Source organism: Mesorhizobium sp. B2-1-3, assembly GCF_006442495.1.
Lineage (GTDB): Bacteria > Pseudomonadota > Alphaproteobacteria > Rhizobiales > Rhizobiaceae > Mesorhizobium.
In genome coordinates this window covers 95,024-121,052 of record NZ_VFWL01000012.1, presented here as the reverse complement: position 1 = coordinate 121,052, position 26,029 = coordinate 95,024, and the positions used below count along the sequence as shown (strand labels likewise).

Genomic DNA, 26,029 nt, shown 5'->3' with positions numbered 1-26,029 from the left:
CCGCGTGATCAACGCCGAGACCTGGTCGCGCGCTAACTTCTTCGAGCAGCGCGCGACCGAATATTTGAAGACCACAAGGTCGCGAAGGCTGGGGTGGGCCTAACGGCGTATAGGCGCCGTTCGAAGAGCGGGGAGCGGTCAAGCCTGCGCCATGCGGCGGCCGCAATTGGTCGTAGAGCTTTGGGCTGCGGACTAACCGATTGCGCCGGCAGCAATGCCATGCGGCGGCGCAAAAAGGCACTTGGTTGCTGGGCAACGCCCTAAAAGGGCGGAAGTACCGCGGTCACTCTAATGATCCCTGACCAGCTGCATGAAAGCCTCTATCGGACGTAGCGTTTGGCGAACCTTCAGACACGCCGCGAAGGATTGCGTGAACGGCTTGTGATCCGAGATCGAAAGCGCCGTCAAACGATCGTCCGGAAGGTACTCGGTCCTGGAAACAATACCGGCGCCAAGGCGGCTATGGCACGGTCCACGGGCGGGCCCATCGGCGCTTCACGGTTCGGCCACAGCACGATGCCATCATATTGCTTGGCGATCACGTATCGATCACCTGGCCCATCTTGTTGTCGTCGAACTCGGCGTCGATGACCTCCAGTTCGATATTCGGATGGCGCTTGGCTTCCCAGGCGGCGGTGTCGGCGAGGCTGATCAGCCAGGGATGGTTGAAGCCATGGAAGACGAGGCCGATGCGATATTTCTTGCTGGCGTCGAGCACCGGACCTTCAGGCAACGGCAGATAATCCGTGAAAGGCGCCTTGATCTGCAGCTTGCTGTAAGGGCCGACGAAGCTGGCGCCCATGCCCGGCTTCCAGACGAATCCGCCGGCGGGGTCCCCGACCGGATAGACGTCGAGAAGTCCCGGAAACCGTCCTTTTCGAACAGCGCACTGACGTCGGCATTCGATATGCCCGCCTTGGCTCCGTCGGAGTATTTCTTGATCAGGCCATTGAGAACGGCGTGGACGGAGTCTTCGGCGAAGGCCGGAACTGTCGTCAGCGGTGCAGCAGCGAGGACGGAAAGCGCCGCGGCTGTCTTCAGCAGATGGCGACGTGATAATTTCAGCATTTTAGGTCTCCTCCATATTTGCTTTCAGCCCGGGATATATCCCGACAAGTTCAAGTCACTCCTCCTTCCACCAGGATGTGGACGTAGCCGTCCGACACCTTGGTTTCGTAGGTCTTCAGCCGCTCGGTAACGGGCGGTGAAAGCGGTGTGCCGGTGGGGATGTGGAACAGTCCCTGATGCAAAGGACACTCCACCGTCTGGCCGTCGATATAGCCTTCCGAAAGGAAGGCGTGGGCGTGCGTGCAAATGCCTGAAGTGGCGTAGAACTTGCCGGCAAGATTGAAGATGGCGATACATACCCCCTGGTGCTCGATGCGCGTCGCATCGTCGACAGGAAGACTGTCGGCACGGACCGCCTGGATCCACTGCCTGCTTTCTGGATTAGTCTGCGCGTCCATGCGCCTCCCCATGTCCGTTTGTTTCGTTTATTTTCGTTCTCTTTCCTTCGCTCGCAAATTCATTGTGGGAATAGAGATATCGATGAACCCCATGCCGAGTGATCGACCACAGGCAAGCAATCGCCGAAAATACGGCTGCATGGCAGCCGGACGCGGCGATATGTCAGGCACGGAGATCTATCGGAGGGTTCGAACCGGTCGTGCCCGAGACAATGCGCGAAGCGCCAATCTGGTGATCAGAAACAATGCCCTCACGTCCATCGCGATGCGAACGGCCGGAGGGGCCTGCAATTCGTGCACGGAACGCTCCAAAGGAGCCGGAAACGCGAACTTGGAAGCGGGCTGCCAAGGCAGCATCAAGCCGGCAATTGGCGACGATAGTGACTTGCTAGCTCGCTTCGAGGATGGAAAAATCGTCTGGGGCAGATGTACCAAAACACTGATCCCGTATGCCGAAGATCGTGGACCGTGAATGGCTCTAGCGGTAACCTTCCTTCTTCGCCCGAACGCTTCCTCGGAGATGGAGTCAGCGGGAAGCGTCATCAGAAACGTCCGTAGTCGATCACGCTGCTCTGGCTGCGCGAGCTTGCGATCGAGATATTCCACCCGCTGTTCTTCGAGCTTGGCCAGCCGCGCCTGCTCGGCACGCCGCTGGCGGGCAATCTCCACGAGCCGTGCCCGCTCGTGGGTGAAGCGGAACACGCTTGTTCGTTCAGATCGCGGCGAGCGCGATCTTTCGCAAATCGTCGGCGTAGAGTTCCGGCGTTTCCCAGGCCGGAAAATGCCCGCCACGCGGAAAGACGGTGTAACTCTGCACATTGTAGAGCCGCTCGGCCCGCTCGCGCGGCGCGAGCGCCAGATCATGTGGCCACATCGCGACGGCGGTGGGGACATGCACGAAGTCATCTGCCCGCAGCGGCGGCCGCAGCCGGGCGGCATCGTAATAGTAGCGGACAGACGACCCGATCGTGTTGGTCATCCAGTAGATCATCAGGGTGTCAATCAAGGCTTCGAGGGGCCAGACAGAGAAGACGTCGCCATCGCAGTCCGTCCAGGCCCGGAATTTCTCGACAATCCACGAGGCGAGGCCAACAGGACTGTCGGCAAGCCCAAAGGCGAGAGTTTGTGGCCTCGAGCTCTGGATCGCCTGATAGCCCCCTTCCTCCCGGATCCACAGTTGGAGGCGCTCGTCATAGTCGATCTCGGCTTTCGACAGGGGCGACGCATCTTCTGGAATCGGCTTCGGCGCGACCGCCGAGACATGGAGAGCCAGCAAACGCGCCGGATGCCGAAGCGCCATCCGGGTGGCAAGGCCGGAGCCGATGTCAGTCCCAGCCACGACGAACCGCCTATAGCCCAGCATCGTCATTAGCTTCGGATAAAGGTCGCTGGGCTCCGCCTCGTAGGGCCGGGTTGGCCTGTCCGAGTAGCCGAAGCCGGGCATGGTGGGGATCACGACATCGAATGCCGGCGTTCCCTGGGTAAGCAGCGGTGCTATACGCTGAAACTCCACGAAGCTTGACGGCCAGCCGTTCATCAGCAGTAGCGGGATCGATCCCCTTTGGCCGCTGCGAAAATGCAGAAAGTGTATGCCATGGCCGTCGACCGTCGTCCGGAAATGGGGAAGCTGGTTAAGCCGGTCTCGTCGCTGCGCCCAGTCATAGCCGTCACGCCAGAAATCGATGAACTGGTTGAGGACGCCGCGCTCGGTTCCCATGGTCCAGTCGTCAGTTACCGCGTCGGCCCAACGCGTCCGTGCGAGGCGGCTACGAAGGTCAGCGGCCTGGTCCGCATCATAGGGAATCTGGAAGGGAGTGATCATGATCGATTCCTTGGCTGTAGTGCAGCGGAGGGCTGATGTCGGTGGTTCAGCCGATATCGACGTTCATGGCGAAGTCCCAGGTGCCGGCGCCGTTTTTGGCGAGGCCAATCATCATCAAACCGAGCGCCTCCAGCGTCTGGGCCATGTGCAAGCCGCCCACGTCGAGCGGACGCAGCCCGAGACTTTCGAGAAACGTCGAGACGCGCGCTTTCGCCTCCGCATCGTCGGCTGCGATGAACGCGTCGAGGCGTCCGCCCTTCGCAAGCACGTGACCAAAGATCGTGTTGAATGCCTTCACAACATGCGCGCCGGCGGGGAGGCCCTTTGCGGTCTCCTGCGCGCCGGAACTGCCGTGGGGCGTGACGAGGCCTGAGAGGTCGGGGGCAACCGGGTTGGCGATGTCGACGATCACCTTGCCATCGAGCGCTTTCCCAAAGTCGGCTACCGCCGCCGCGGCACCGCTGTACGGCACGGCGAGGATGACGATGTCGCCCGCGGGGGCGGCGCCGTATGTCCCGGTGGTCGCTCCGACTCCAAGTTGGTCGACGAGCACCCGCGCCTTGGCGGGGTCGCGGCTGACAACCTCGACGGTATGTCCGGCCTTGGCGGCACGGCCCGCGATCGCGGCGGCCATGGCTCCTGAGCCGATGATGCTGATAGTGCTCATGTGTTGTCTCCTTGTGAGTTGGGTGGACGGATCACGGGATCGCGATACGATCCGCCGGGAAGTAATGGCCGTTGTCGAGGTCCTCGAGCAGGCCCGGCTGAGCTGGCTCCCAGCCGAGCGTCTGGCGGGTGATGGCGTTGGACGCCGGAAGGTCCAGCGTGACCAAGTTCGCGAGAAAGCCGAAGAAGCCCGGCAACATCAGTACGTCCGCAGGGATGGGCACAGCAGGCATGCCCATACGGCTGCCAATGGCCTCAGCGATCTCGCGGAACCGGATGCCCTCGCCCTCAATCCCGTGCCAATATTTGCCAGCCGGCCCCTTCTCCAGCGCCAGGCGGAACAGGGAGGCCAGGTCGCGGGCATGCACAGCCGGCCAGAGGTTCGCGCCGTCTCCGGGGTAACCGATTACGCCCTTCTCCTTCGCGAGACCGATCAGCAGCTGGAGGAAGCCGGCATCGGTCGTGCTGTGCGCGATGGGAGGAATTCGGACGACCGAAGACCGCACGCCCCGTCCCGCTAAGCCGATCACGGCGAGTTCCACGGCGTTGCGAACCCGCAGGGTGCCTTTGTATGCTTCGCCGCCGGGAAGAGCCGGATCTTCCTCGGTGGCTGGCCGGCCCAGGCCTTCCCACCCCGGCGAGCCGATGCTCCCTGAGACGACGAGCGGCTTTCCGGTCCCCGCCAGCGCCTCGCCGTAGGCGAGCATGATCTGGAGCTCCGCGGCTGCCACGGCGTCGATCCCGCCGGAGGGCAGCAGGTCTTGCCGGTGCGCGACGTGGATGACGCCGTCGGACTCCGCCGCCGCGACCTTGAGCCGATCGAGGTCGGTGATATCCCCGCGACGTACCTTGGCGCCGAGTGCCGATACCGCAGTCGCGGACGTGTCCGACCGGGCCAGGCCAATGACCTCATGTCCGGCCGCGATGAGCTCGGGGATGACATACGAACCGATATGGCCGGTCCCGCCAGTAACGAAAACGCGCATGCTGCTGCTCCTTGGGTAATGTGATGCGAGACGTGGTGCCGCGGGCTCAGCCGAGGAGGCTGACGCGGATTGAGAAGTTGGTGTGTTTGACGGAGTGGGTCATGAGGCCCAGCCACAGCATGCAGGCGTGCTCCAGCGTTCGGGCCATAATCAGCCGCCCGGTATCCATCGGACGTAGTCCGAGGCTGTCGATGAACGCCGAGACGCGCGCCTTCGCTTGAGAGTCGTCCCCGGCGATGAACACGTCCAATGGATGGCCCCCGATTGGACCGGCAGCCAAGACCCGGGCGTTCTGGGTGTTGAACGCCTTGACGATAGTGGCATTGGCAGGAGCAACCTTGGCGATCTCCTGCGCGCCGAAACTGTCTTCAGGAGTCAAGAAACCCGTGAAGTCGGATTTGATGGGGTTGGTGATGTCGACAATGAGCTTGCCTGCCAGCTTTTCGCCGTACTGCTTCACCACGTCGAGAACGGCCGAATAGGGAACCGCCAGGATGACAATGTCCCCGACCGGAGCGGCGCCAAACGTTCCGGTCGTCGGGCCGGCTCCGACCTGCTCGGCCAGCGCCCGCGACTTGGCACCGTCGCGGCTCATCACCTCGACGGTGTGTCCGGCCTTGGCGGCAAGGTCGCCGATCGCTGCGGTCATACCGCCTGACCCGATGATGCTGATAGTGCTCATGTTCATTTTCCTTGCGGGGCGGGCGGCGCCTTTGTTGCCATTTGTGCAGACGCACTCTATTTAGTGGTTCACCGATCCGCTTAGTAACCGGATCATCGATCCACATATACGGATCACTGATCCGCTTATCAAGGCATCTCATGCGAGCCGACGCAAAAAAAAATTACAGCCATATCCTCGCGGTCGCGCGTGATGTCGTCGCCGAGCACGGTATCAATGCGTCCATGCGCGATATCGCCCGTCGGGCCGAGGTCGGGTTAGCCACGCTGCTTCGTCATTTCCCGACGCGAGAAGCCCTGTTCGAGGCGCTGCTGTGTACGAATCTGGACGCACTGACTCAGAGGGCAGATGAACTCGAAACCTCGGATTCGCCTGACGAAGCGCTCATCTCCTGGTTCCAGGAGTGGTTGGCGTTCGCCCAAAGCTATAGGGGCGTCGTCGCCATGATGGCCGCCGCCCACACGAATCCGAACTCCGCTCTTTACGCTTCATGCGCAGCGGTGCACTCGGCGAGCGCGCGACTGCTGCTCCGCGCACAGGCCGAAGGCGCGGCGCGGCTCGACATGAATGGGGATGACCTGTTCGCCCTGATGACGGCGCTCGGCTGGGCGGTCGACCAACCCTCATTCGCGCCGCGGGCCGATCATCTCTTTCGCATCATTACGGGCGCCATCCTGGCGAACCCGTCGACCGGATCGGCTTCTGCTGCGCTCGACCGTCAAAACTAAGTATTCATCATACTGCTGACGAGAGCCGGAGCACTTTATCGTTTGCTTCCAAGCATCACCTCGGCCGCACGCATCGGATAGTGCTCGATCCGATGCGTGCATCGTGTCCCTGCCGGTGGGGACGTCATGTTCATCAGTCAAATTTGACCAGGTCCTTGAAGACCAGCCGGCCCCAGTTGTTCCTGCGCGCCTGCACGAGCAGTCGCCTTCGGAAAGCCCGCCTAGCTTTATCGGCGCAAAGCCGAGATTTTCCGCGAGCGTACCAATCTGCGCCGCGGCGTCTTCATCATCGCTCGCCAGGAATATGACTCTCCTGCCGCCCTTTACGGCCGGATCCTGGTCAAGGATGGCAGCGATCAAATGATTGAAACCCTTGACCAGTTTGCACCTGAGAAGGCCTGCTCAATGAACTTGGAAGACGGCTGTCAGAGTTGGGCTAGGCCGCCGTCGACCGCTACCTCGCTGTCATGAAGCTGCTGTCCGATGAGGCGAGGAAGGGTGCCGCCGCCCCGAGCTCTGCCGGATCGCCCATGCGCTGAAACGCAGTCATTGAGCCGTAAGCCTTCGGTCGCGAGTTCGGTCGCGATGCAAGCGGGAATAGCTGCAAAGTCCAAGCTGAAACGTGAGTGTACCGCTTCTCAGGCCGCATACGGAACGGCCGGTTTCGGAATCGCCGTGCACACTCCTGACCGACGACAATGGGGCTGCCGGCTTGCGAGTTGAGCCGCCTCTCCTTAGGGCCGCCATCTGTCAGGTTACGATCACCAGAAGGCGCAAGCGAACAGAGTGATTGAAAAGGAACTCGATTTGCTGTCGCGAACGAACTCGGTCGCCTCGCGCGCCAATTTGCTGTCCGGGATCTTGATCCTGGAAATCACGTTACCATTCATTATTCTGCTCCATCAATTCTCGAGAACGGCCTGGGGCGTGTTCCGAAAGCTGATGGCCATTCGGTTGTAGCTGTTCATCAGGCTGATCGCGATCGTCAGGTCGACGAGCTGCTTTTCATCGAAGACGGCACGCACGGCTTCATAGGCGGCGTCCGGAACCCCGGTCTGTGCAACATTGGTCACGCTCTCGGCCCAGCGAAGCGCGGCGCGCTCTCTCTCGCTGAACAGGCTGCCGCCTTCCTGCCAGGCTTGCACCAGCGCGATCTTCTCGATCTTCACGCCCTTCTTGACGAGGTCACGCGTGTGCATGTCAAGGCAATAGGCGCAGTTGTTGATCTGGGAGACCCGCAGATAGGCGAGCTCGACCAGTTCGGCAGGCAAGCCGCTCTGGAGAACATAGCCGTAGACGGTGCCGAGCGCCTTGGCGCCGCTCGGGGCGATCTGGTTGTAGTCGAGCCTCTTGGCCATCGTTCCGATCCGTTCAATTGAGGGGAGTAGTGAGGGCCTTGTCGTCGGAATCGACGACGAAGACCGCAAGCAGCTTCGCTGGCCTGGTCTTGCTGGCGTTGCGGCTGACCGAATGGGTTGCGTTGGGCAGCTCCGACCAACTCTCGCCCGCTTTGTAGATGCGGGTCTCGCCATCGTTCACCTTGGACTCGATCTCGCCCGAGACGACATAGGCGAAGATAAAGGCGGACCTGGCATGCCGGTGCGGCTGCGAAGCGGCGCCCGGCGCATAATCGACCTCGACGACGACCATCGATTTGCCGGGGATGTTGGGGATCACCTGCTCGAACTTCGGCGTGACCGTCTCCGATTGGTCGTCGCGCGCCCAGGCCGGCCCGACGATGGCAATCGCGGCGCAGGCGGCGGTGAAAATGGCACGAATTCGCATTGGCATCTCCTTGCCCGTCTAGATGCCGGCGAATCGGGCCAGGAAAAAGCACCAAGAACGCAAAAAAATCGTGTACTGAGGCTTCATGAGCAAGCCGCTGGACCTGGATTTGGATCGCGCCGCCAAGACTTCCCTTGCGGAGCAAATTCGCAAGGGCGTGGCCGTCGCAATCGAGGAAGGCGCGCTGGAACCAGGCGCACGGTTGCCCTCATGGCAGGACCTGGCAGCACAGCTGGGCGTCGCGCGCGGCACCGTCCGGACCGCCTATGAGAAGCTCGCGGCCGCCCAGTTGATCGAGGCAACGCCAGCTGAGGGAACGCGCGTCGCACAGCGCCCCCGCACCGTCGCGAAATCCGAGCCGGTGCCGGATGAAGGCTCCTTCATGCGGATTTATCAGGAGATGACGCAGGGTCCCCGGATCTTCCAGATGGGCATCCCCGCAAGCGATATCTTCCCCGCCACCTTGTTCGCGCGGATACGCGCGCACGCCATCCGCGCCGAAGCCGCTGCCGCCGCCCTCTACCCCGATCCTCGCGGCGAACTCGAGTTGAGGCGGGAAATCGCTGGCTACCTCGCCGTAGCACGGGGCATCATCTGTCTGCCGTCGCAGGTCATTATCACTGGAGGTTTCGGTGCGGGGCTCGGCCTGGCGCTATCCGTTCTGAAGCTGGCGGGGGAGACCGCCTGGATCGAGGAGCCCAGTTTCCCATGGACCCGAAAGGGGCTCGAACTCGCCGGTTTGTCTCTCGCTCCGGTCCCGGTCGATTGCAACGGCATCGATCTCGATGACGCACTGTGCCAGCATCCGACCGCGAAGCTTGCCCTGGTCACACCGGGTCAACATGCGCCGCTCGGCTCGACCTTGTCGCTCGAGCGGCGCCTGCGCCTGCTCGAATGGGCAGCTTCGACCCAGGCCTGGGTGATCGAAGACGATTATCTGAGCGAGCTTCAGCTGACCGGCAGGGCCGCGCCGGCGCTCGCGTCGCTCGACCGCGACGGGCGCGTCATTCACATCGGGTCCTTCAGCAAGACAATCAGCCCGACCCTTCGGCTGGGTTTCGCGATCGTGCCGGCCAGCCTCGTATGCGCTTTCGCTGAAGTCGCGGCGTGCTTAGCGCCCGCCCCGGGGCCGGCAGTGCAGCTCGCGACCGCCGAATTCATGCGGGAGGGCCACTACATTCGCCATCTCCGCCGCACGAAGCGGGCCTATGTCGCAAGGCGCGCGACGTTGCTCGAGCAGCTTTGGGCGAATGTGAATGCTGACCAGATTGCAACGCCGGGCCTGGCCGTGCTGCTGAAGCTGCCGAGGGAAATATCGGACATTGCCGTGGCGCGCGAGGTTTCGGCCTTCGGGATGTCGCCCGCACCGCTCTCCGCGTGGTATGCGTCGCCCGCAACTGCCGAATCCGGCCTCTTGCTCGGGGTCGCCACCACGCCGGGCAAGAACCTGGCAAAATCCTGTGATCGGCTCTTCGAGGCGATTAGGCGGATCGACGGCGGACAGCCGATTTGAGACTGCTCCAAGTAAGACGTTGCTAGGCAGCGACACTCGTTGAAACAAGCGACCACTGAACGAGGCCGTCTATGGTAACGCGAATCTTCGCCGGCAGCGCCTTTGTCTGCGGCCACAGGACGCTGATCGGCAGTTCGCCGCCTGACAGGCCCTCCAGGACAATCTGAAGGGCCCCGTCTTGAAGATCGCCTTCCACCATCCATGACGGAAGTTGCGTCAGACCGTGTCCTGCCTTAGCGGCCATTAGCACCGTCTCGAAATCCTGCAGTTCATGCTTGACGGGGACGGCCTGCCGCGCTGTCGAGCCGTCGGGTTGCTTCATCAGCCAGGCGATGCGGTTGCCTTGCCGTCGTCCGACGATGCAATCGTGTCCGGCAAGATCGCTCCAGGATCGCGGAACGCCCCGCCGTGCGAGATAGCCAGGTGCTCCGACTATCACCGTCTGCTGGACCCCAATCTGTCGCGCGACGAGGTCGGTCGAATCCTCAAGATTGCCGATACGCACGGCGAGGTCGATGTTTTCGCCGATCAGGTCGACCCGCCGGTCGGTGAAGCTGACATTGAGGTTCAGCGCCGGATAGCGTTTCGCAACCCCTAACAGTACGGGCATGACGTGCAGTCGACCGAACGCCGTCGGGAGATCGATGCGGACTTCGCCGCCAGGCGTGTCCCGCGCGAGCGCGAGGGCGCTCTCGCCACGCTCAAGTTCGTCGAGTGCCGCGACGCAGTGCTCCAGCCAGGCCTCTCCGGCAGGCGTCAAGGTCAGGCGGCGGGTCGTCCGGTGGAGCAGCTTGGAGCCCAAGCGCGCCTCCAGACGCGACACCGCCCGGCCGATCGCGGACTTGGCCATGCCCATTTCCGCCGCAACCGCGGTGAAACTACCGAGCCGAATAACGGCTACGAATTCGGCGATGCCATCGAAACGCGAGTTCATCCGCCTATTGTAGCTTCAGACGCAATAGTGAGTCCACCAGGCCGGCACTAATCTGCTGAGGGGTATCCTTTATATCTTCTGGAGCTTTAATTCTCCACAGGAGCCGCCCCATGCCCTCTCTATTCGATTCCTTCGATCTAGGTCCCGTCCACCTCACGAGCCGCATCGTCATGCCGCCGATGACGCGCACCCGCACCTCCGAGGGTGCTCTTCCGACAGATGGCGACCTCCCGAACGAACTGACCGTCAAATATTACGGTCAGCGAGCTAGCGCCGGCCTGATCATCTCCGAAGTCAACGACGTGGATCAGTCCAGCCACGGCTACGCGCGGATTCCCGGGATTCACTCCGAAGCCCAGAAGCAGGCCTGGCGCCCGGTGACCGAAGAGGTTCATCGTCAGGGCGGCACCATCTTCATGCAGCTGTGGCATGTCGGCCGACTGGCGCATTCCTCGCTTCTGCCGAACGGCCAGGCGCCAGTGGGCGTGACCGCGGAACAGGCCGTCGGCTCAGAGGTGTTCGCCCATGGCCCGGACGGCCGGTTGCGCTTCATGGCGGCAGAGACGCCGAGGCCGCTCAGCACCGAGGAAGTGACGGCCATGGTGGGAACCTTCGCCAAAGCCGCCGCCAATGCGCGGGAGGTCGGGTTTGACGGCATCGAGATCCATGCCGCCAACGGCTATCTGATCGAGCAGTTCATGAACTCGGTGCTCAACACCCGCACCGACCGCTACGGCGGCGGCAGCATGGAAGATCGTGCGCGCTTCCTGATGGAAGTCGTCGACGCGGTCGTGGCGGAATTCGGCGCGGGACGCGTGGGGGTTCGCCTCTCACCGTTCGGCAAATATGGTTCAATGCCCGCTGATCCGCTCGTCGAGGAGACGTTCCTGTACATCGTCGAGCAGCTCGGGCGCCGTAGCGTGGCCTATGTCCATCTGCTCTACGAACTGCTGCCCGACGGCAACATGGAATCGGCCACGTTCGAGGCGCGCCATCTCGACCATGACATGCTCGCCAAGGCGCGAGCGTCGTTCCCCGGCGCGTTCATATGGTGCGGCGGCTTCAATGACGTCGAGCGTGCCCAAGCCGCGCTCGCTACCGGGCTGGTGGACCTGATTGCCTATGGCAGGCCGTATATCGCGAACCCGGATCTCGTCGAGCGTCTTCGGAGCGGCTGGCCATTGGCCGTAGCGGACCGGTCCGTCTATTACACCCGCAATGGCGAGGTGGGGTACACGGACTTCCCCACCTATTCGAAGAATGGCGCCGCAAGCAGGGCCGCCTGACACGACGATAGGCCGAGCAGGAGTCCGGCGCAGCGCCACGCACTCCTGCCGGTCGAGACGACCTCCATAGGTTCCGGCGGAGTCGCCCTGTGCCCGCGCAGATCCTGGATCTGGGTGCGCCTGACCGCCCTTCTTTCACGACAGGCAGAAACATCATGACAAAGCGAACATTTCTCGTCACCGGCGCCAGCAAGGGCATCGGCCGCGCGCTCTCGGCGCGGCTCGCCGCCGACGGTCATCACGTTGTCGGCATCGCTCGTGGCGATGATCCAGCGGACGAGCTTGGCGTGAAGGCCATCGCGAAATGGAAGAGCAGCCCGCCTCGAGGCCATTGGCAGGAGGCGGGCGTGAGGATTAAATATTCGCTTGTGCTAATATAAAAATGACGTAACGTAATGTCCGGCATCTTGAGGATGCGCAACCGTGGGGGAGTACGATGAGAGTTGCTATATTTTGCGCGGCTATCATGATCGCTGCGACTGGTGGCACCATTGCCAAGGAAAAGAAAGTGGTGGTCGGTGATGCTGCGGCCCTGTGCTCTACGAAGCATTCGACCAAGAAGCCGGTGAGAGATCTGGACTGCGGTTTGACTGGCACGGCCAAAATGCCGGATGGAGCAACCCCGGAAAAGCCGCGCCTCGGATACGACACCGATCCGTGGATGGTCATTGGCTTTTAAAGCTGGCCGCAGATAGCCGCCAACTTGCGGCGTGGCCGATGGTCGCCAGGTACTTGGAATGACACTCGTATCAAATTCCAGCACGACCAAACGAATTACCGCAATCCACCAGCAATCCCCAATTGCCGTGAGCCCATCGGGCGCTTGGCGAATTGGGACGATGGTTTCGCACGACTACCTGCCGACAAAGTAGCTATCTGCGTGCCGATTGTTGCTGATTATCTATGGAATGTTTTACTTTTGTTTTCAGCACGTTACGTCGCGGGTTTCGGCGACGTTTGAGTGGGGGTCAGTAATGATCGGGTGGTGGGCCGAACTCGACGATCCTGCCACGATGCATGACAGGGAACCGCTCGCCAAAATGGGCGACGACGGCAACATGGCATGGTGCACCGGCTTGCATACGATCTGAGGCATCACGTTTGCACTCACAAAAAGCTTGATCTCGGCCCTGCGATATTCATGGATGAGGCGTAGGTGTAATAGTTGTGGTAAGGGAATGACGCTTTCTTTTCATGGAGATTGCGATGAGGGAGAGAACAATTGAAAGCGGCCTCAGCCCGCAAATGCAGGAGGCCATTCCGATAATTCGACGCGTTTTCAGACAACATGCGCCGAGGCGGCTTGAGCTTGAGCTTACTGCTGGAAAAGAGTGGTATAATCATTCCCGCTGGTCCCTGCATCATTCCGGCAATGCGGTTGATATTAGGACGAAAAAGCTGGCGGATCGCGGGACCGGTATGTTGTCAATCCTTTTAGGATACTTTTTGCAGCAGGAGCTTAACTCTGAACTTGGCAAGGCCAAGTATTTAGTCCTGGTGAACGATCAAGGGCCTATGTTTCCGCATATTCACGTTCAGTATAATCCAGGGGCCAGAATGAGCACACCCGGGGACTATGACGGCAAGCGACGGCGAGCGGTCTAGCAGCCCAAAGGAAACTCCTTTGCGTGCTTGGTTGCCTTTTGCACGCAAGCGCGGACAAAAGCCTCGCCGCGCTCTTTGCGCCATGCCGTGGAAGACATCCTTCAATCCACCGCGCGGATGCAAAGCCGTTTGATGCGCCGGTACCATCCGCCCAAATTACTCGAAGAAATAAGTAAAGCCCCCGTCGGAGGCTCCGACGGTCACCTTCGTCATCTTTTCACCGTCAAGCGACCGGTTGAGCACGCCGCGGCTTAATTCCGGCAGAAGCGTGTTGGTTAAGATGGCATCGATCATCCGCCCGCCGGATTCGATTTCCGTGCAGCGTGCCCTGACCAGATCGATGACGCCGTCGCCGATCACCAGTTCCGCGCCACTGGTTGCACGCAGCCGGCGAGCGATCCTGGCGAACTGATGACGGGTGATCGCCTCGATCATCGAATCCGACAGCGGGTAGTAAGGAATGGTTACCACCCGTCCAAGAAACGCCGCCGGAAAAACCTTCAGCAACGGCCGGCGCAAGGCCGTATCCAGATCTTCGAGGCCGGTCCGAACCGTGCCGTTCCTCGTCCGATCCATGATGACTTCAGAGCCGACGTTCGAGGTGAGCAGGATCAATGTGTTCTTGAAATCGATGCGCCGCCCTTCGCTGTCGTCCATCATGCCCTTGTCGAAAACCTGGAAGAAGATTTCGTGGACGTCCGGATGCGCCTTCTCGACCTCGTCGAGCAGGATCACCGAATAGGGTTTGCGCCGAACCGCCTCTGTCAGGATGCCACCCTTGCCGTAGCCGACATAGCCGGGGGGCGCTCCCTTTAAAGTCGAGACAGTATGCGCCTCCTGAAACTCCGACATGTTGATCGAGATCAGGTTCTGTTCGCCACCATAAAGCGTCTCCGCCAAGGCCAGCGCGGTTTCGGTCTTGCCGACGCCGGAGGGGCCACAAAGCAGGAACACCCCCACCGGCTTTTCCGGCGCGCCGAGCCCGGCGCGGCTGGTCTGCACACGCTTGGCGATCATCTCCATGGCATGCTCTTGGCCAACCACGCGCTCGCACAGAGTGGCCGCGAGCCGGAGGGCTTTTTCGGTCTGGCTCGACAGCATGCGCCCCGTGGGGATGCCGGTCCAGTCCTGGACCACCGCGGCCACGGCATTTCGATCAACCGAGGGCAGGATCAGCGGCGCCTCGCCTTGCGCCTCGGCCAGTTCAGCCATGCGTTCGCGCAACCGGGTAAGATCGGCGACCGGATCAGGTGGAAGTCCATCGGCAACAGCCGTTTTCACTTTGGGATCGGATGCCTTGTCCTTGGGCGTTTGGATCTCAGGCAACTCAGACTCAGAGGCGTTGGCATCCGCTGGCGTTTCCATCGCATCGAGCGGCATACCGTCGCCGCGCAGTCGGGCACGCAATTCGAGTATCTCGGCAACTAAAACTCTTTCGCGGTCCCAACGTTGTTGCGCGGCAGCCAGCGCGACCCCTGTTTCGGCAAGTCCGGTGTCGACCCGTGCCTGCCGTTCGGTCACCTCGATCCCGATCGCCGCCTCACGATCGATGATGCCGTGCTCGACCTCCAGCGCCTGGCGCCGCCGTATGATATCCTCGAGCTCGGCCGGCGTGGCATGCTGCGAGATTGCGACCCGGGCGCAAGCGGTGTCGAGAAGGCTTACCGCCTTGTCGGGTAGTTGCCGCGCCGGGATATAGCGGTGTGACAGGCCCACTGCCGCCTCGATCGCCTCATCCAGTATCTGCACCCGGTGGTGCTGCTCGAGAACTCCGGCCACCCCGCGCAACATGAGAACGGCCACAGCTTCGGAAGGCTCGTCGATCTTTACCACCTGAAACCGACGGGTCAGCGCCGGGTCTTTTTCTATGTGCTGCTTGTATTCAGCCCAGGTCGTAGCCGCGACGGTACGCAGTTCACCGCGTGCCAGCGCCGGCTTCAGGAGATTGGCCGCGTCGCCGGTTCCAGCAGGGCCGCCTGCGCCGATCAAGGTGTGAGCTTCATCGATAAAAAGGATGACCGGTGTTTCGGACGACTGCACCTCGTCGATTACAGCCTTAAGCCGTTTTTCGAACTCGCCCTTTACGCTTGCCCCGGCCTGCATCAAACCGACATCGAGCATGCGCACGCTGACGCCCTGTAGCATCGGCGGTACATCGCCCTGGGCAATACGCAAGGCGAAGCCCTCGACGACCGCGGTCTTGCCTACCCCGGCTTCGCCCGTCAGGATCGGGTTGTTCTGCCGCCGCCGCATCAGCACATCAACGATCTGCCTGATCTCGGGGTCGCGGCCGACGACGGGATCGATCTTGCCGTCGCGGGCGCGCTGGGTCAGGTCGGTGGCGTATTTCGCCAGCGCCGAATCCCCACCCGGAGCCCGCCGTGGCATCTCCGTTGCGGAGACCGTGGTCGAGGTGCCAGCTTCGAGTGAGCCCTCCATGACATCGGCGAACCGCGCGATCACCGCGTCGGCGTCGATCTCGTCGAATGCGCCGCTGATCTTCGACAGCAGGCCTTCTAGGACCGGGGTCTTCAGGCAAGCGAGCAGAATATGCGCGCTGCGGACTTCCTCGACGCTGAACTCAAGCGTCGCCAAGTTCCAGGCCTCCTGGATGGCATGAAAGATGTGGTCGGAAAATTCCTCGATCGATGTGGCGCCGTATGGCAGCTTGTCCACGGCGCGGGTCATATCGGCCGTGAGCCGGCTGGCATCCACTCCCGCATCGGCGATGATCATTTGCACGTCCGAGCGATCGGAAAGCACCAGTTGCTCGATGAAGTGGACGAGTTCGACGTAAGGGTTGCCGCGCAGCTTGGCGGTGTCCGCGGCTGCCTTGAAGGCGCGCACGCCGACAGGATTGAGCTTGCCGACCAGTTCCTTACGCTTGAAGCTCTGTGACGACCGGCGCTGTTCCATCGAACCTGCTCCTGCAATCTGCCAGTCGACAACCTGCCACATAAGCCGTCGCTTGACAAAGCGCCCGATGGACGGCGTCGCCAAGGCCGTTCGCGGGGCCGTCAGCCTTTGGAAGCCCGAACCACTGGCGGCAGAAGAATTCGCGCATCCGTGTGGTGTATTTTGCCGATTGGGTTCGGCAGTCTCGCCAAGCCATCCCATAGCGAACACGCGGTGGTCAGCTTTCGTTAGCTTTTAAGCAGCGGCTTTAATTGGCGTACGGCACATCAGTGTGGTAACCTTGGGTCAGGTGCCGTTGAGGGCCGGTCGCTGGGGGTCTGTGTGATTGATGTCGCACTTTGGCTTACTCCGCTCGACGGTGAAAATCCGTCAGGGGAGGATTTGCGCAACGACCCGGCCTTTCATGAGCTGGAGCGACTGACGGAACAGCAGAAGAAAGTCGAGTTCCAAGGCAGCAAAAACACTGAAGTCGACGTTCCGATAGACTGGCCTACCGTGCTTACCAGGGCTGAAGAGCTGCGGTCTCACGGCCGTGACCTGCGCCTTCTCGTCATTGTTACGCGTGGACTGGCCAACGAGCATCGGTTGGCCGGCCTGGCTGCCGGCCTGACCCTCATCGCGCAAACTGTCGATCAGCATTGGACGACCATGCATCCGGCCCTGCGGTCCGGTGCCACGCCGCGCGAAGCAGCCTTGCGCCGCATCAATGCGCTTACCGACCTTCAGAACGGCCAGGACGGTCTACTCAAAGATTTGCGGAAAATGACATTCTTTGCGCCGCGCGCCATTGGGCCGATCCTGGGCGCGGATCTGGAGAAGGGTTCGCTTGACGAGCGGGTCATGCTGCAGGAGGCTGCTTCGGGACTGAATGCGGCCGAGAAGGCGAAGCTGGCAAGCGAGCACAGCCAACTGGTGAACCGGGTGCGCAGCGCATGCGCGGCGCTGATTGATCAGGCCGGGCCAGAAATGACGTTGCTCATAGCCGACGCCCGCGCCGCGATCGCCGCTCTCGAGAGCGTCGAAGCCGCCTTTAACTCCCGCCTCGAAGGCGCTGGCGCCACGCTTCCCGAGTTAAAGCGGTTTCTGCAGCGTCTGCTGACGACCCTCGAACGAAACGCGACCGGTGCCACTGCCGCGAACGGCCTCGCAAAGCCGGTCGCGACGCCAGCAGAACCGGCAGCACGTGTTCGCAACGGCGATGGAGCCGATACGATGGCAAGCGTGGCAAGCTACGCAGAATCCGGCGACAGCGGCCTGCCCGACCGGATCTCCTCGCGCGACGATGTCGTCAAATGCCTCGATCTCGTCGTCGCCTTCTATGACAGCACCGAACCGTCCAGCCCGATCCCGCACCTGGCGCGGCGCGTGCGCCGAATGGTGCATATGGATTTCGTTGAACTGATGGAAGATCTCGCCCCGTCGGGACTGAAGGAATTTCGGCTTCTTGCCGGCGTTCCCGATGTCAAGAAGACGGCACAGAAAGATGAAAGGTAAGACACATGCCAGCCGAAAGCAAAGCCAAGGTCATCGAACGAAATCGCGCGCCACGGGTGCAGATCGCCTATGACGTGGAAACCTACGGCAGCCCGACGACGATCGAACTGCCGTTTGTCATGGGCGTGATGGCCGACCTTTCCGGTGCTTCGCAAACCAAGGAAGCGTCAAAGTCGGTTCTGGACCGCTCCTTCGTCGAGACCGACGCGAACCGCTTCCCCAAGTTCATGGAGGCGCTCGGACCCCGCGTCAAAGCGCGGGTGAAGAACACGCTGCCGCAGGCCGAAGGCCAAGAGCGCGACGAGGAACTGGCGCTCGATCTCACCTTCACCAAAATGGGCGATTTCGCCCCCGACAAGATCGCCGAGCAGGTTCCGCAACTGGCCGAGATCCTCAAGATGCGTCGTCAGCTCGAGGAATTGCTGGGCTTCATGGATGGCCGCGTAGACGCCGAAAAGCGTATCGCGCAGTTGCTGAACAACGAGCCACTTCTTGGCAAGATCGCCAGCCAGGCGCTGACTGACGACGACAAGGCGGGAGAATAAACCATGGCCGAACAGCAAAAGACCGCCACCCTCGCCGCCGAGGCTGAAGCCATAGACCTTGGAGAATTCAGTGGACTCCTCGAGAAGGATTTCAAGGTCAAGAAAGACGACAGCGAGAAGCTGCAGCAACTCGTGCGCAATCTCGCGCTCGCAGCGCAGTCCCGTTCCGACACCACAACCATCTCGTCCAATGCCATCAAGTCGATCAAGTCGCTGATCGCCGGTATCGACAAGATGCTGACGGCTCAGGTCAACGAGATCCTGCACGCACCGGAAGTGCGCGAAATGGAAGGCACATGGCGCGGCCTGTGGTACCTCGTCAACAACACCGAGACCGACCAGAAGCTTAAAATCCGGGTGATGAACATCTCCAAGGAGCAGCTGGCCGACACGCTCGAAGACTACGAAGGCCAGATGTGGGATCAGAGTCCGATCTTCAAGAAAGTCTACACAGACGAATATTCGATGCTTGGCGGTGAGCCGATCGGCTGCGTGATCGGCGCCTACGAATTTTCCAACCACCCGCGCGATGTCGGTCTGCTACGCAACATCTCCGGCATCTGCGCTTCTGCGCACACGCCTTTTATCGCGGCCGCCTCGCCTCGACTGTTTCGTATGGATAGCTGGCAGGAATTGCCGAACCCTCAGGATTTGCAGCAGATCGTTTCCAACCCGGCCTATGCCTCCTGGCAGTCGCTGCGCGAAAGCGAGGATGCTCGCTACATCGGGCTGACCATGCCCCGCGTCCTGGCCCGGCTGCCATATGGCACGGACACCGTTCCGGTGAAGGGCTTCACCTTCGAGGAAGAGGTGCAGGGCGATCACAACAAGTATGTCTGGATGAACGCCGCCTTCCCGATGGGCGTCAACATCAACCGCAGCCACAAGCTGTTTGGCTGGGGTACCCAGATCCGCGGCGTCGAGAACGGCGGAACGGTGCTTAATTTGCCGGTGCACAGCTTCCCGACCGATGATGGGTCGATAGCGATGAAATGCCCCACGGAAGTCGCCATTGATGACCGGCGTGAGGCGGAACTCGCCAAGCTTGGCCTGATGCCGATCCTGCACCGGAAGAACACGGATCTTGCGGCTTTCATCGGTGCCCATTCGTTACAGGACGACGAAACGCGCGCCGGCCGACTGGTGGACCCCGATGCGCAGTCTAATGAGCGGCTGAGCGCCAACCTGCCCTACTTGTTCCCGGTTTCGCGCTTTGCGCACTATCTCAAAGCCATAGCGCGAGACAAGGTCGGGTCGTTTAAGGAACGCTCCGACATGCAGATCTGGTTGACCGAGTGGATCAACCGCTACGTGCTGGCCAACCCGGCCTTTGCCGACGACAAGGCGCGCGCCAAGCGCCCGCTCGCCGCCGCCGAGGTCCAAGTGGACAGCGTGGAGGGGCGGCCGGGCTACTACAACGCCCGCTTCTATCTGCGCCCGCATTACCAGTTGGAGGGCATCAATGCCTCGCTTCGACTGGTGTCGGAACTGCCGTCCGTTAAGACTTGATTGCAGCAACAACAATCTTTTTTTTGACAATGGTGGAGAGAGACAATGCCAGTAAAGATTGATGGTTTTCTGAAGGTTCCCGATATCAAGGGCCCCAGCACCCGCGACGGCCACGATGATGAGATCGAAATCCATGGCGTCGACTACAAGATGGTCGCACCCTATGACCCGAATTCGCTCTCACGTCGGGGGCGCGTGTCCATGGGCATGATCAAGTTCATCAAACACTACGACAAATCTTCGCCTTATCTCAAGAAAGCCTTGTTCGAGAACAAGGCCCTCGATGAAGTGGTGTTCTCGGCACGTCGGACGATCGATGGCGAGACTAAGGATTATCTGGTCGTCACCCTCACCGACGCCTCGATCATGGAATACGACATGTCGCAGGCCGAGGATGAGGAAGACCTGATCCAGGAAGAGGTCAGCTTCGCCTACAAGAAGATCAAGTTCGTCTATGACGGCAATGATGAAGCCGAAATGGATGTCTATGTCGGCAAGTGAGGGTCGGCGACCCGACGCTGGCAAGCAGCACAGTACCGGCAGCTTGCGGGCAAAAAGCGAGGCCGTCCAGCCGTCGCTTTGGGATCGCCTCGTCAATGACCTGCCTGGTCTGACCTCGGAGATAGACGGGCTGCGCCATGTCTTGCTCGACGAGCTTGGCGCCGACCGTGTCGACGCCCTCGTTGGCGCCAGCGCGCGGGCCATCGACGCTGATGCCGAACTCACAGCCGAGCAAAAACGGCGTCTGCATCGATTGGCCTTTCAGACCCAGCATCGGGTCGAGATCGAAAGTCGCGGCGTTGTGGTGTCAGCCCGCGTGCTCAGAGAAGCAGTACGGCGTGACGTCGAGGCGCTCTTCAATACCGAGCGCTTCGAGGCCACGCCGCTCCTGTCCGATCTGGAAAATGAACAGGTATCGGACAACCCACCGTCGCTCGCAGATTTCCCGGAGGTGCGCCGGAGCGTGGTCAATTACGGCGTCCCCTCCTTCTCGGGCAGGTCTTCGCGCGACTTTGATCGCGATGTGCTGGCGCGTGAGATCCGTGCGGTGCTCGCCACCTTCGAGCCCCGCCTCAAGGAAAGCGCAACAAAGGTCACAGTGACGCTTGGCGACAAGACCGCGGGCCTCAAGATCGAGATTGACGGTGTGCTGATCATAACCCCGACACCGGAACGCATGCGCCTGCGCACTACGATCAATCTCGATAACGGCGCGGCGCGGACCGAAATCAGGGACGCCTGAGATGGATCGGGTCTTCGTCGAATATTACGAGGAGGAGTTGACCCACATCCGCGGCCTTGCGGCCGAATTTGCCGATATGCATCCAGCGGTCGCGCGCAACCTTTCCCTCGACACGGTCCCCTGTCCGGACCCCTATGTTGAGCGGCTGCTGGATGGCGTGGCTTTCCTCGCGGCGCGCACCCGGCTAAAGGTCGACGCCGAGCGTTCGCGATTTTCGCGCAGTGTGCTCGACGTTCTTTATCCCGATCTGGTCACCCCGGCGCCGGCAACGGCGATGGTGGTGCTCAAACCAGGCCAGCAGGTCCAGACCATGCTCGACGGCCACGTCGTCAGGCGCAACACCCGGCTGGTTTCCAGCCTGCGGCCCGGCCTTTCGACGCGCTGCACTTTCTCGACCGCGCAAGAGACGACCCTGTGGCCGATAGCAATCACTTCGGTCAGCTATTTTCAGGACCGCAGCGCGTTGGCGGCGGCCGGGATGGCCACGGTCGGCGGTGTGCGCGGCGAGGCGGCGCTCCGCATCACGCTGGCCCCGACCGGAAAAGGCAAGCTCCACGAATTGACGCTCGACCGGCTCGATATTTATTTTGCCGGGCGAACCAAGGCGCCGCTGCTATTCGACGCGATCTTCGGCACTTGCTCAACCGTTGGCGCACGCGCTGAGGGCAAGACCAACCCGTTGTCGCCCTTGCCAGCGCCCGAAATGGTTGGCATCAGCGACGACGAAGCCTTGATGCCGCGTACCCGCCCGACATTCGAAGGATATCGCCTCCTGCGAGAATACTTCATAATGCCCGAGCGCTTCCACTATGTGCGGGTTTCGGGGCTACAGCCTGTCGTGCGTCGATGCGACGGAGGGCTTGAGATCGTCTTCCAATTCAGGCGTCCGGTGCCAGAGTTGGCCGATCTGACATCGGCCGACTTCGAACTTTTCGCAACGCCGATCATCAATCTTTTCGAACGTGAGTGCAACGTCGTCGAGATCGATGCGCGTAAGACACGCCAGGTTTTGCATGCAGACCGCACGCGGGCGCGCGACTTTGAAATCTATCGGATCATTCGTGTTGAGGACGCCGACACCGAAGGCAACGACGCCGAAATTCCGGAACTGTTCAGCCTGGGGCAGAACAGCGGCAGTGGGTGGGTCTACTCAACCGAGCGGCGCCCTCGGCGCGCGACCGAAGACGAACGGCGCGACGGTCTAACGCGCACGTCATACACCGGCGACGACGTTTTCCTGGCCGTATCGCGACCGCTCGCTAGCCCGGCGTACCGACCTCTGAAGCGTCTCGACGTCGTAGCACTGTGCACCAATCGTGACCTGCCGATCCTCGATGACAATCCCACATTGACGCTTGAGGCCGGCGACCCGGTCGAAATCGTCAGGCTCCTTGGAGCCCTGCGTCCACCGCAGCCGGCGATCCCCGCAGCACTGCCCACAGGGGCCGAGGGTGAATCGCGCGCCGACGATCTCGCCTGGCGGCTGGTGGCACAGCTCATGCTTAACTTCCTCAGCCTTGCCAAGGAGGGCCGCGGCGTCGACCCGTTGCATGCGCTTCTCGATATCTATGCCGACCGAGGCGATCCCAGCCTGGCTCGCAATGTACATTCGATCGCCCGCATCGACTCGCGGCCGGTCGTGGAGCGGCTTCAGATCGAGGGGCCGATGTGCTTCGGACGCGGCACCGAGGTTACGTTGCATGTCGATGAATCCATCCTGGCTGGCCAAAGCACTTTGCTGCTTTCGGCTTTGCTGGCGCGGCTGTTCGCCCGATATGCCGGAATAAACGGTTTCGTGCGGACCCGCACGCGGCTGCTGCAGAAGCAGGAGGATGTGCCATGGCCGATGACGCCCGGCAATCGCTCCCTGATCTAGACAAGCCCAGCCCAAACCCCGCTGAAGGTCTGTCCGAAGGGTTCGACTTTTTCGAATTGCTGCGCCGTCTCGAACAGCAAAATGCCGTGTTCGGCCATTCCGGCCGTCCCGACCGTGAGCCGGCAAGGCTTGGCCAGCATGTGCGCCTCGCCTTCTCGGCCAGGGACCTGGTCCATTTCCGCGAAGCCGACAACGGCAAGCCGGCCCGGGTCACGATTGCAAATCTGGGTCTCTTGGGCCCCGAGGGTCCAATGCCGCTGCATCTGACGCGCTGGGTGCTCGACCGGCTGTCGCAGCGGTGGTTCGCCGGGGCCAACGCACAGCTGACCAGCGACACTACTTTCGTCGATTTCGTCAACATTCTGCAGCACCGCATGATCGCCCTTTACTATCGGGCGTGGGCGGATGCGAATCCGGCCGTTCAGGTTGAACGCGCGGTCGGTGGCCGGGTTCGCGCCATGCTTGCGGCCATGGCCGGTATCGGACTTCCCGGCACCCGAAACATCGATCTCGACATGGTGAAGCTTCGCCAGGCGGCTTCGCTCGCCAGCCAGGTCGAGGGTCCGGAACGACTGACACTGTTCCTGGCGGAAGCCTTCAAGGTGCCGGTAAAGATCAAGGAATTCGTCGCCGCCTGGACAATCATACCAGCAGGCCTCCAGACCCGCCTCGCAAAATCCTTTGCTGTGCTCGGTCGGGGGGCGACGATCGGCCCACGCGTTTTCACCCGCCAAAGCAGGATCGAACTGCGGGTCGGCCCTTTGAAGTATGATGATTTCAAGACATTCCTGCCGGGCAGCCAGCGGCTCAAACTGTTCCAGCACGCGGTTCGCGACATGGTCGGAGAATCTCTCGATGTCGATCTGCGTATCGTGCTTGCGCGTGAAGCAGTGCCGCCGCCCCGTATTGGAGCGGTGCAGCTCGGCCGAACCGCCTGGCTTGCGCGACCCGCTGAAAGGGGAGATGCTGATGATATGCGGCTGCGCACAATCGTCGGATGGCGGCCGGAAATGGCGGGGGGCGCGGCATGAGTCTGCTGCTAACGCTAGAGCAAGGGCCACGCACCCAGGCGGTGCGGCAAACTCGCCTGGACGAAGGTGAGCTGGTGATCGGCCGCAGCGCCGATGCAGGCTGGCAGATCGATGATCCCGACATGTTCGTTTCACGCGCTCACTGCAAAATCTCTGGCGGGCGAGATGGATATTTCGTCACCGACACATCGAGCAGCGGTTTGTTCATAAACGATTCCGATAGCCCGCTTGGTCCAGGCAAGTCCGCACGCCTTCAAAGCGGCATGCGGCTCAGGCTGGGCGATTACGTCGTCTGTGTCGACCTGCAGATCGCGGCCGCTCAAGCGCCCGCAGTCATCCAGCCGGTACCAGAACGTCTGCCAGCGGCATCGCGGGCGCCGGTAAGCATCGGCCGCGATGACTTCTTTTCCGCCAAGGTCGAAGAAGCGCCGCAACGGCCTCGACCTGCTGATCTGCCGAACCCATTCGAGCAGCCGATCCCAGGGGCGTTCGAGCGCGCGTCCTCCGGCCAGCGCAACTCGCCTGCTTTCGACGACCCGTTCAGCCTCGATCCGGTTTCAACGCCGGTGTCGAAAAACGCCGCCGTTTATGTCGAGCAGGGCGGGGTGGGCAGTCGGGCGGATCCATTCAGCCTCGACCGGCCCCCCCCTCCCAGCCACGGAGCTGAATCCGCAGCGGGAAAGCTGTCCGACTTCAACGATGATTTTGGTTTCGGACCGGTCTCCTCGCCCAGTTCGACAAATAACTCGGCCTCGACCGGCCAGCGCGAGCGCATTGCCCAACGGCCACCATCCGCCAATCCCTGGGATATTCCCGCGCAACCGGCCGATGTCCTGCCTCCAGCGCGCATGGGTGCTGCTTCCAAACCTGCCCGCCCGCCGGCAAGCGCGCAGCCCGCCGAGATGGCGCTCCGCGCCGCCTTCTTGCGCGGCATGGGCGTCGAGGAAGCCGATTTCCCCGGGCGCGACAGCATCGTGGAAATGGAGAAGTTCGGCCGCGAATACCGGCTGATGATGGAAGGGCTGATGCAGCTTCTGCGCAAGCGGGCCGAGGAGAAAGGAAATGCTCGCGTCGCCCAGACAATGGTCGGTGCCTCCGAAGTCAATCCGCTCAAATTTCTGCCGTCGGTCGACGACGCCATCGTGACGCTGATCGCCGAGCGCAGCCCCGGATTTCTCGCCGGGGAGGCGGCCATCGCCGATGCAGTTCGCGATCTCGCGCAACATCACGTGCGCGCTTGGCGAGGCATACAGGCCGCTTTGCGACGGATGATCGATCGTTTCGATCCCGCAGCGATCGAGGACGAGCTGAAATCGAATTCGGCGATCGGCACCCTGCTTTCGGGCGGGCGCGGCGCCAAGCTGTGGGAGCTCTATCAAAAACGCCATCGCGAAATCGCCGAAAGCGCGGAAAAAAGCTTCCTTGGCGAAATCGGCACTGATTTTCGAGATGCATATGAGGAGGAGTAAGCCATGATCGACCGACGTGAATTGATGATTGCCCTGGGCGCGACCGGGCTGGTTGCAGCGTGCCAGAGCGGTCCGCCAAAGCCGTCGGTGATCACCGTCAACGTGACCGGCGGGGCCGGCATGAATCCGGGGCCAGGTGGCGGCGACCGGCCGGTGACGGTTCTCGTGATGCGGTTAAAAAGCACCGGCAAATTCAATTCCGCCGACTATTTTGCGCTGCAGGGGGATGCCGGCAGCGCACTCGCAGGAGATCTTATCGGTTCCGACCAGATCGCCGTCGGGCCCGGAAAATCCGCATCCAAGACCATCACTGTCGAGCCGGACGCGACGGCTCTGGGCTTCGTTGCACTGATCCGCGAACCTGGCGGCAGGAACTGGCGGACAACCAAGTCGGTGTCGCCGGGATCAAAGTTCACCATCAATGTCACGTTGGGCAGCGGCGGCATCTCCGCCTAGCAGCCAAGGTAAGGGAG

At 61.7% G+C, this 26,029-nt stretch carries 25 protein-coding genes and 3 pseudogenes; 15 read left to right on the top strand and 13 right to left on the bottom strand.

All coding sequences use genetic code 11. From position 1 onward, the window contains the following. Window positions 1–538 precede the first annotated feature (538 nt). The 7 genes from FJ973_RS20260 to FJ973_RS20230 form a co-directional block, all read right to left on the bottom strand. Window positions 539–802 (bottom strand): hypothetical protein, encoded by a 264-nt coding sequence (locus FJ973_RS20260; protein WP_140557391.1) that lies wholly within the window; start codon window positions 800–802, stop codon window positions 539–541. A 316-nt stretch (window positions 803–1,118) separates the two neighbouring features. After that, on the bottom strand, window positions 1,119–1,466 hold the full coding sequence (locus FJ973_RS20255; RefSeq protein WP_181167172.1) for a non-heme iron oxygenase ferredoxin subunit: 348 nt from the start codon (window positions 1,464–1,466) through the stop codon (window positions 1,119–1,121). A 177-nt stretch (window positions 1,467–1,643) separates the two neighbouring features. Further along, the gene (locus FJ973_RS20250; RefSeq protein ID WP_140515119.1) at window positions 1,644–2,168 is read right to left on the bottom strand and encodes a hypothetical protein; all 525 of its coding nucleotides are present in this window, start codon (window positions 2,166–2,168) and stop codon (window positions 1,644–1,646) included. A gap of 10 nt (window positions 2,169–2,178) precedes the next feature. Then, the gene (locus FJ973_RS20245; protein WP_140557390.1) at window positions 2,179–3,288 is read right to left on the bottom strand and encodes an epoxide hydrolase family protein; all 1,110 of its coding nucleotides are present in this window, start codon (window positions 3,286–3,288) and stop codon (window positions 2,179–2,181) included. A 46-nt stretch (window positions 3,289–3,334) separates the two neighbouring features. Then, window positions 3,335–3,955, bottom strand: a complete 621-nt coding sequence (locus tag FJ973_RS20240; protein ID WP_140557388.1) for an NAD(P)-binding domain-containing protein — start codon at window positions 3,953–3,955, stop codon at window positions 3,335–3,337. Between the two features lie 31 nt (window positions 3,956–3,986). Further along, window positions 3,987–4,940: an SDR family oxidoreductase gene (locus FJ973_RS20235; RefSeq protein WP_140557386.1), complete on the bottom strand. Its 954-nt coding sequence runs from the start codon at window positions 4,938–4,940 to the stop codon at window positions 3,987–3,989. A 46-nt stretch (window positions 4,941–4,986) separates the two neighbouring features. Beyond that, window positions 4,987–5,622, bottom strand: coding sequence for an NADPH-dependent F420 reductase (locus FJ973_RS20230; RefSeq protein WP_140557384.1), 636 nt, complete (start codon window positions 5,620–5,622; stop codon window positions 4,987–4,989). A 140-nt stretch (window positions 5,623–5,762) separates the two neighbouring features. On the opposite strand from FJ973_RS20230, the gene FJ973_RS20225 reads away from it, so the two are divergent. Then, window positions 5,763–6,350, top strand: coding sequence for a TetR/AcrR family transcriptional regulator (locus FJ973_RS20225; RefSeq protein WP_140524731.1), 588 nt, complete (start codon window positions 5,763–5,765; stop codon window positions 6,348–6,350). A 133-nt stretch (window positions 6,351–6,483) separates the two neighbouring features. Here the strand turns inward: FJ973_RS20225 and FJ973_RS31425 are convergent. The 4 genes and pseudogenes from FJ973_RS31425 to FJ973_RS20205 all read right to left on the bottom strand — a co-directional run. Further along, window positions 6,484–6,775: pseudogene (locus tag FJ973_RS31425) on the bottom strand (NADP oxidoreductase coenzyme); the annotation flags it as partial. Continuing rightward, a pseudogene (locus tag FJ973_RS20215) lies at window positions 6,776–6,915 on the bottom strand (oxidoreductase); the annotation flags it as partial. 337 nt (window positions 6,916–7,252) lie between these two features. Beyond that, window positions 7,253–7,708 (bottom strand): carboxymuconolactone decarboxylase family protein, encoded by a 456-nt coding sequence (locus FJ973_RS20210; RefSeq protein WP_140557383.1) that lies wholly within the window; start codon window positions 7,706–7,708, stop codon window positions 7,253–7,255. Between the two features lie 13 nt (window positions 7,709–7,721). Further along, window positions 7,722–8,135 (bottom strand): cupin domain-containing protein, encoded by a 414-nt coding sequence (locus tag FJ973_RS20205; RefSeq protein WP_140557381.1) that lies wholly within the window; start codon window positions 8,133–8,135, stop codon window positions 7,722–7,724. A gap of 85 nt (window positions 8,136–8,220) precedes the next feature. Between FJ973_RS20205 and FJ973_RS20200 the strand changes: the two genes are divergently transcribed. Then, on the top strand, window positions 8,221–9,648 hold the full coding sequence (locus FJ973_RS20200; protein ID WP_140498280.1) for a PLP-dependent aminotransferase family protein: 1,428 nt from the start codon (window positions 8,221–8,223) through the stop codon (window positions 9,646–9,648). 22 nt (window positions 9,649–9,670) lie between these two features. Here the strand turns inward: FJ973_RS20200 and FJ973_RS20195 are convergent, their stop codons facing one another. Then, window positions 9,671–10,582 carry a LysR family transcriptional regulator gene (locus FJ973_RS20195; protein ID WP_140498281.1) on the bottom strand — a complete coding sequence of 304 codons (912 nt, stop codon included), beginning with the start codon at window positions 10,580–10,582 and terminating at the stop codon, window positions 9,671–9,673. 110 nt (window positions 10,583–10,692) lie between these two features. Between FJ973_RS20195 and FJ973_RS20190 the strand changes: the two genes are divergently transcribed. From FJ973_RS20190 to FJ973_RS20175, 4 genes and pseudogenes are all read left to right on the top strand, one after another. After that, on the top strand, window positions 10,693–11,868 hold the full coding sequence (locus FJ973_RS20190; RefSeq protein ID WP_140557379.1) for an alkene reductase: 1,176 nt from the start codon (window positions 10,693–10,695) through the stop codon (window positions 11,866–11,868). 155 nt (window positions 11,869–12,023) lie between these two features. Continuing rightward, a pseudogene (locus tag FJ973_RS20185) lies at window positions 12,024–12,140 on the top strand (SDR family NAD(P)-dependent oxidoreductase); the annotation flags it as partial. 194 nt (window positions 12,141–12,334) lie between these two features. Beyond that, window positions 12,335–12,547, top strand: coding sequence for a hypothetical protein (locus FJ973_RS20180; protein WP_181165313.1), 213 nt, complete (start codon window positions 12,335–12,337; stop codon window positions 12,545–12,547). Between the two features lie 527 nt (window positions 12,548–13,074). Next, on the top strand, window positions 13,075–13,473 hold the full coding sequence (locus FJ973_RS20175; protein ID WP_140498284.1) for a hypothetical protein: 399 nt from the start codon (window positions 13,075–13,077) through the stop codon (window positions 13,471–13,473). Window positions 13,474–13,629: 156 nt separating this feature from the next. Here FJ973_RS20175 and tssH read toward each other — a convergent pair whose 3' ends face one another. Next, entirely contained in the window at window positions 13,630–16,389 is a 2,760-nt protein-coding gene (gene tssH / locus FJ973_RS20170; protein WP_140524738.1) for a type VI secretion system ATPase TssH, read from the bottom strand. Window positions 16,390–16,710: 321 nt separating this feature from the next. On the opposite strand from tssH, the gene tssA reads away from it, so the two are divergent. From tssA to tssJ, 9 genes are read left to right on the top strand one after another with little or no spacing between them, the layout of a single operon-like run. Further along, window positions 16,711–17,883 (top strand): type VI secretion system protein TssA, encoded by a 1,173-nt coding sequence (gene tssA, locus FJ973_RS20165; RefSeq protein WP_140557377.1) that lies wholly within the window; start codon window positions 16,711–16,713, stop codon window positions 17,881–17,883. A 5-nt stretch (window positions 17,884–17,888) separates the two neighbouring features. Further along, a complete protein-coding gene (gene tssB / locus FJ973_RS20160) occupies window positions 17,889–18,428 on the top strand; it encodes a type VI secretion system contractile sheath small subunit (RefSeq protein ID WP_140498287.1) in 540 nt (179 codons plus the stop codon). Between the two features lie 3 nt (window positions 18,429–18,431). Further along, entirely contained in the window at window positions 18,432–19,937 is a 1,506-nt protein-coding gene (gene tssC, locus FJ973_RS20155; RefSeq protein WP_140498288.1) for a type VI secretion system contractile sheath large subunit, read from the top strand. Window positions 19,938–19,982: 45 nt separating this feature from the next. Beyond that, complete coding sequence (locus tag FJ973_RS20150) at window positions 19,983–20,438, top strand: Hcp family type VI secretion system effector (protein ID WP_115143971.1); 456 nt, start codon at window positions 19,983–19,985, stop codon at window positions 20,436–20,438. Then, complete coding sequence (gene tssE, locus FJ973_RS20145; protein ID WP_140498535.1) at window positions 20,425–21,180, top strand: type VI secretion system baseplate subunit TssE; 756 nt, start codon at window positions 20,425–20,427, stop codon at window positions 21,178–21,180. The genes FJ973_RS20150 and tssE overlap by 14 nt, the downstream gene beginning before the upstream one ends. 1 nt (window position 21,181) lies before the next feature. After that, the gene (tssF, locus tag FJ973_RS20140; RefSeq protein WP_140557375.1) at window positions 21,182–23,056 is read left to right on the top strand and encodes a type VI secretion system baseplate subunit TssF; all 1,875 of its coding nucleotides are present in this window, start codon (window positions 21,182–21,184) and stop codon (window positions 23,054–23,056) included. Then, window positions 23,020–24,087 (top strand): type VI secretion system baseplate subunit TssG, encoded by a 1,068-nt coding sequence (tssG, locus tag FJ973_RS20135; RefSeq protein ID WP_140557374.1) that lies wholly within the window; start codon window positions 23,020–23,022, stop codon window positions 24,085–24,087. The genes tssF and tssG overlap by 37 nt, the downstream gene beginning before the upstream one ends. Beyond that, complete coding sequence (gene tagH, locus FJ973_RS20130) at window positions 24,084–25,556, top strand: type VI secretion system-associated FHA domain protein TagH (protein WP_140515106.1); 1,473 nt, start codon at window positions 24,084–24,086, stop codon at window positions 25,554–25,556. Before tssG ends, tagH begins: the two co-directional genes overlap by 4 nt. Window positions 25,557–25,559: 3 nt before the next feature. After that, window positions 25,560–26,012, top strand: coding sequence for a type VI secretion system lipoprotein TssJ (gene tssJ, locus FJ973_RS20125; RefSeq protein WP_140498291.1), 453 nt, complete (start codon window positions 25,560–25,562; stop codon window positions 26,010–26,012). Window positions 26,013–26,029: the final 17 nt, after the last annotated feature.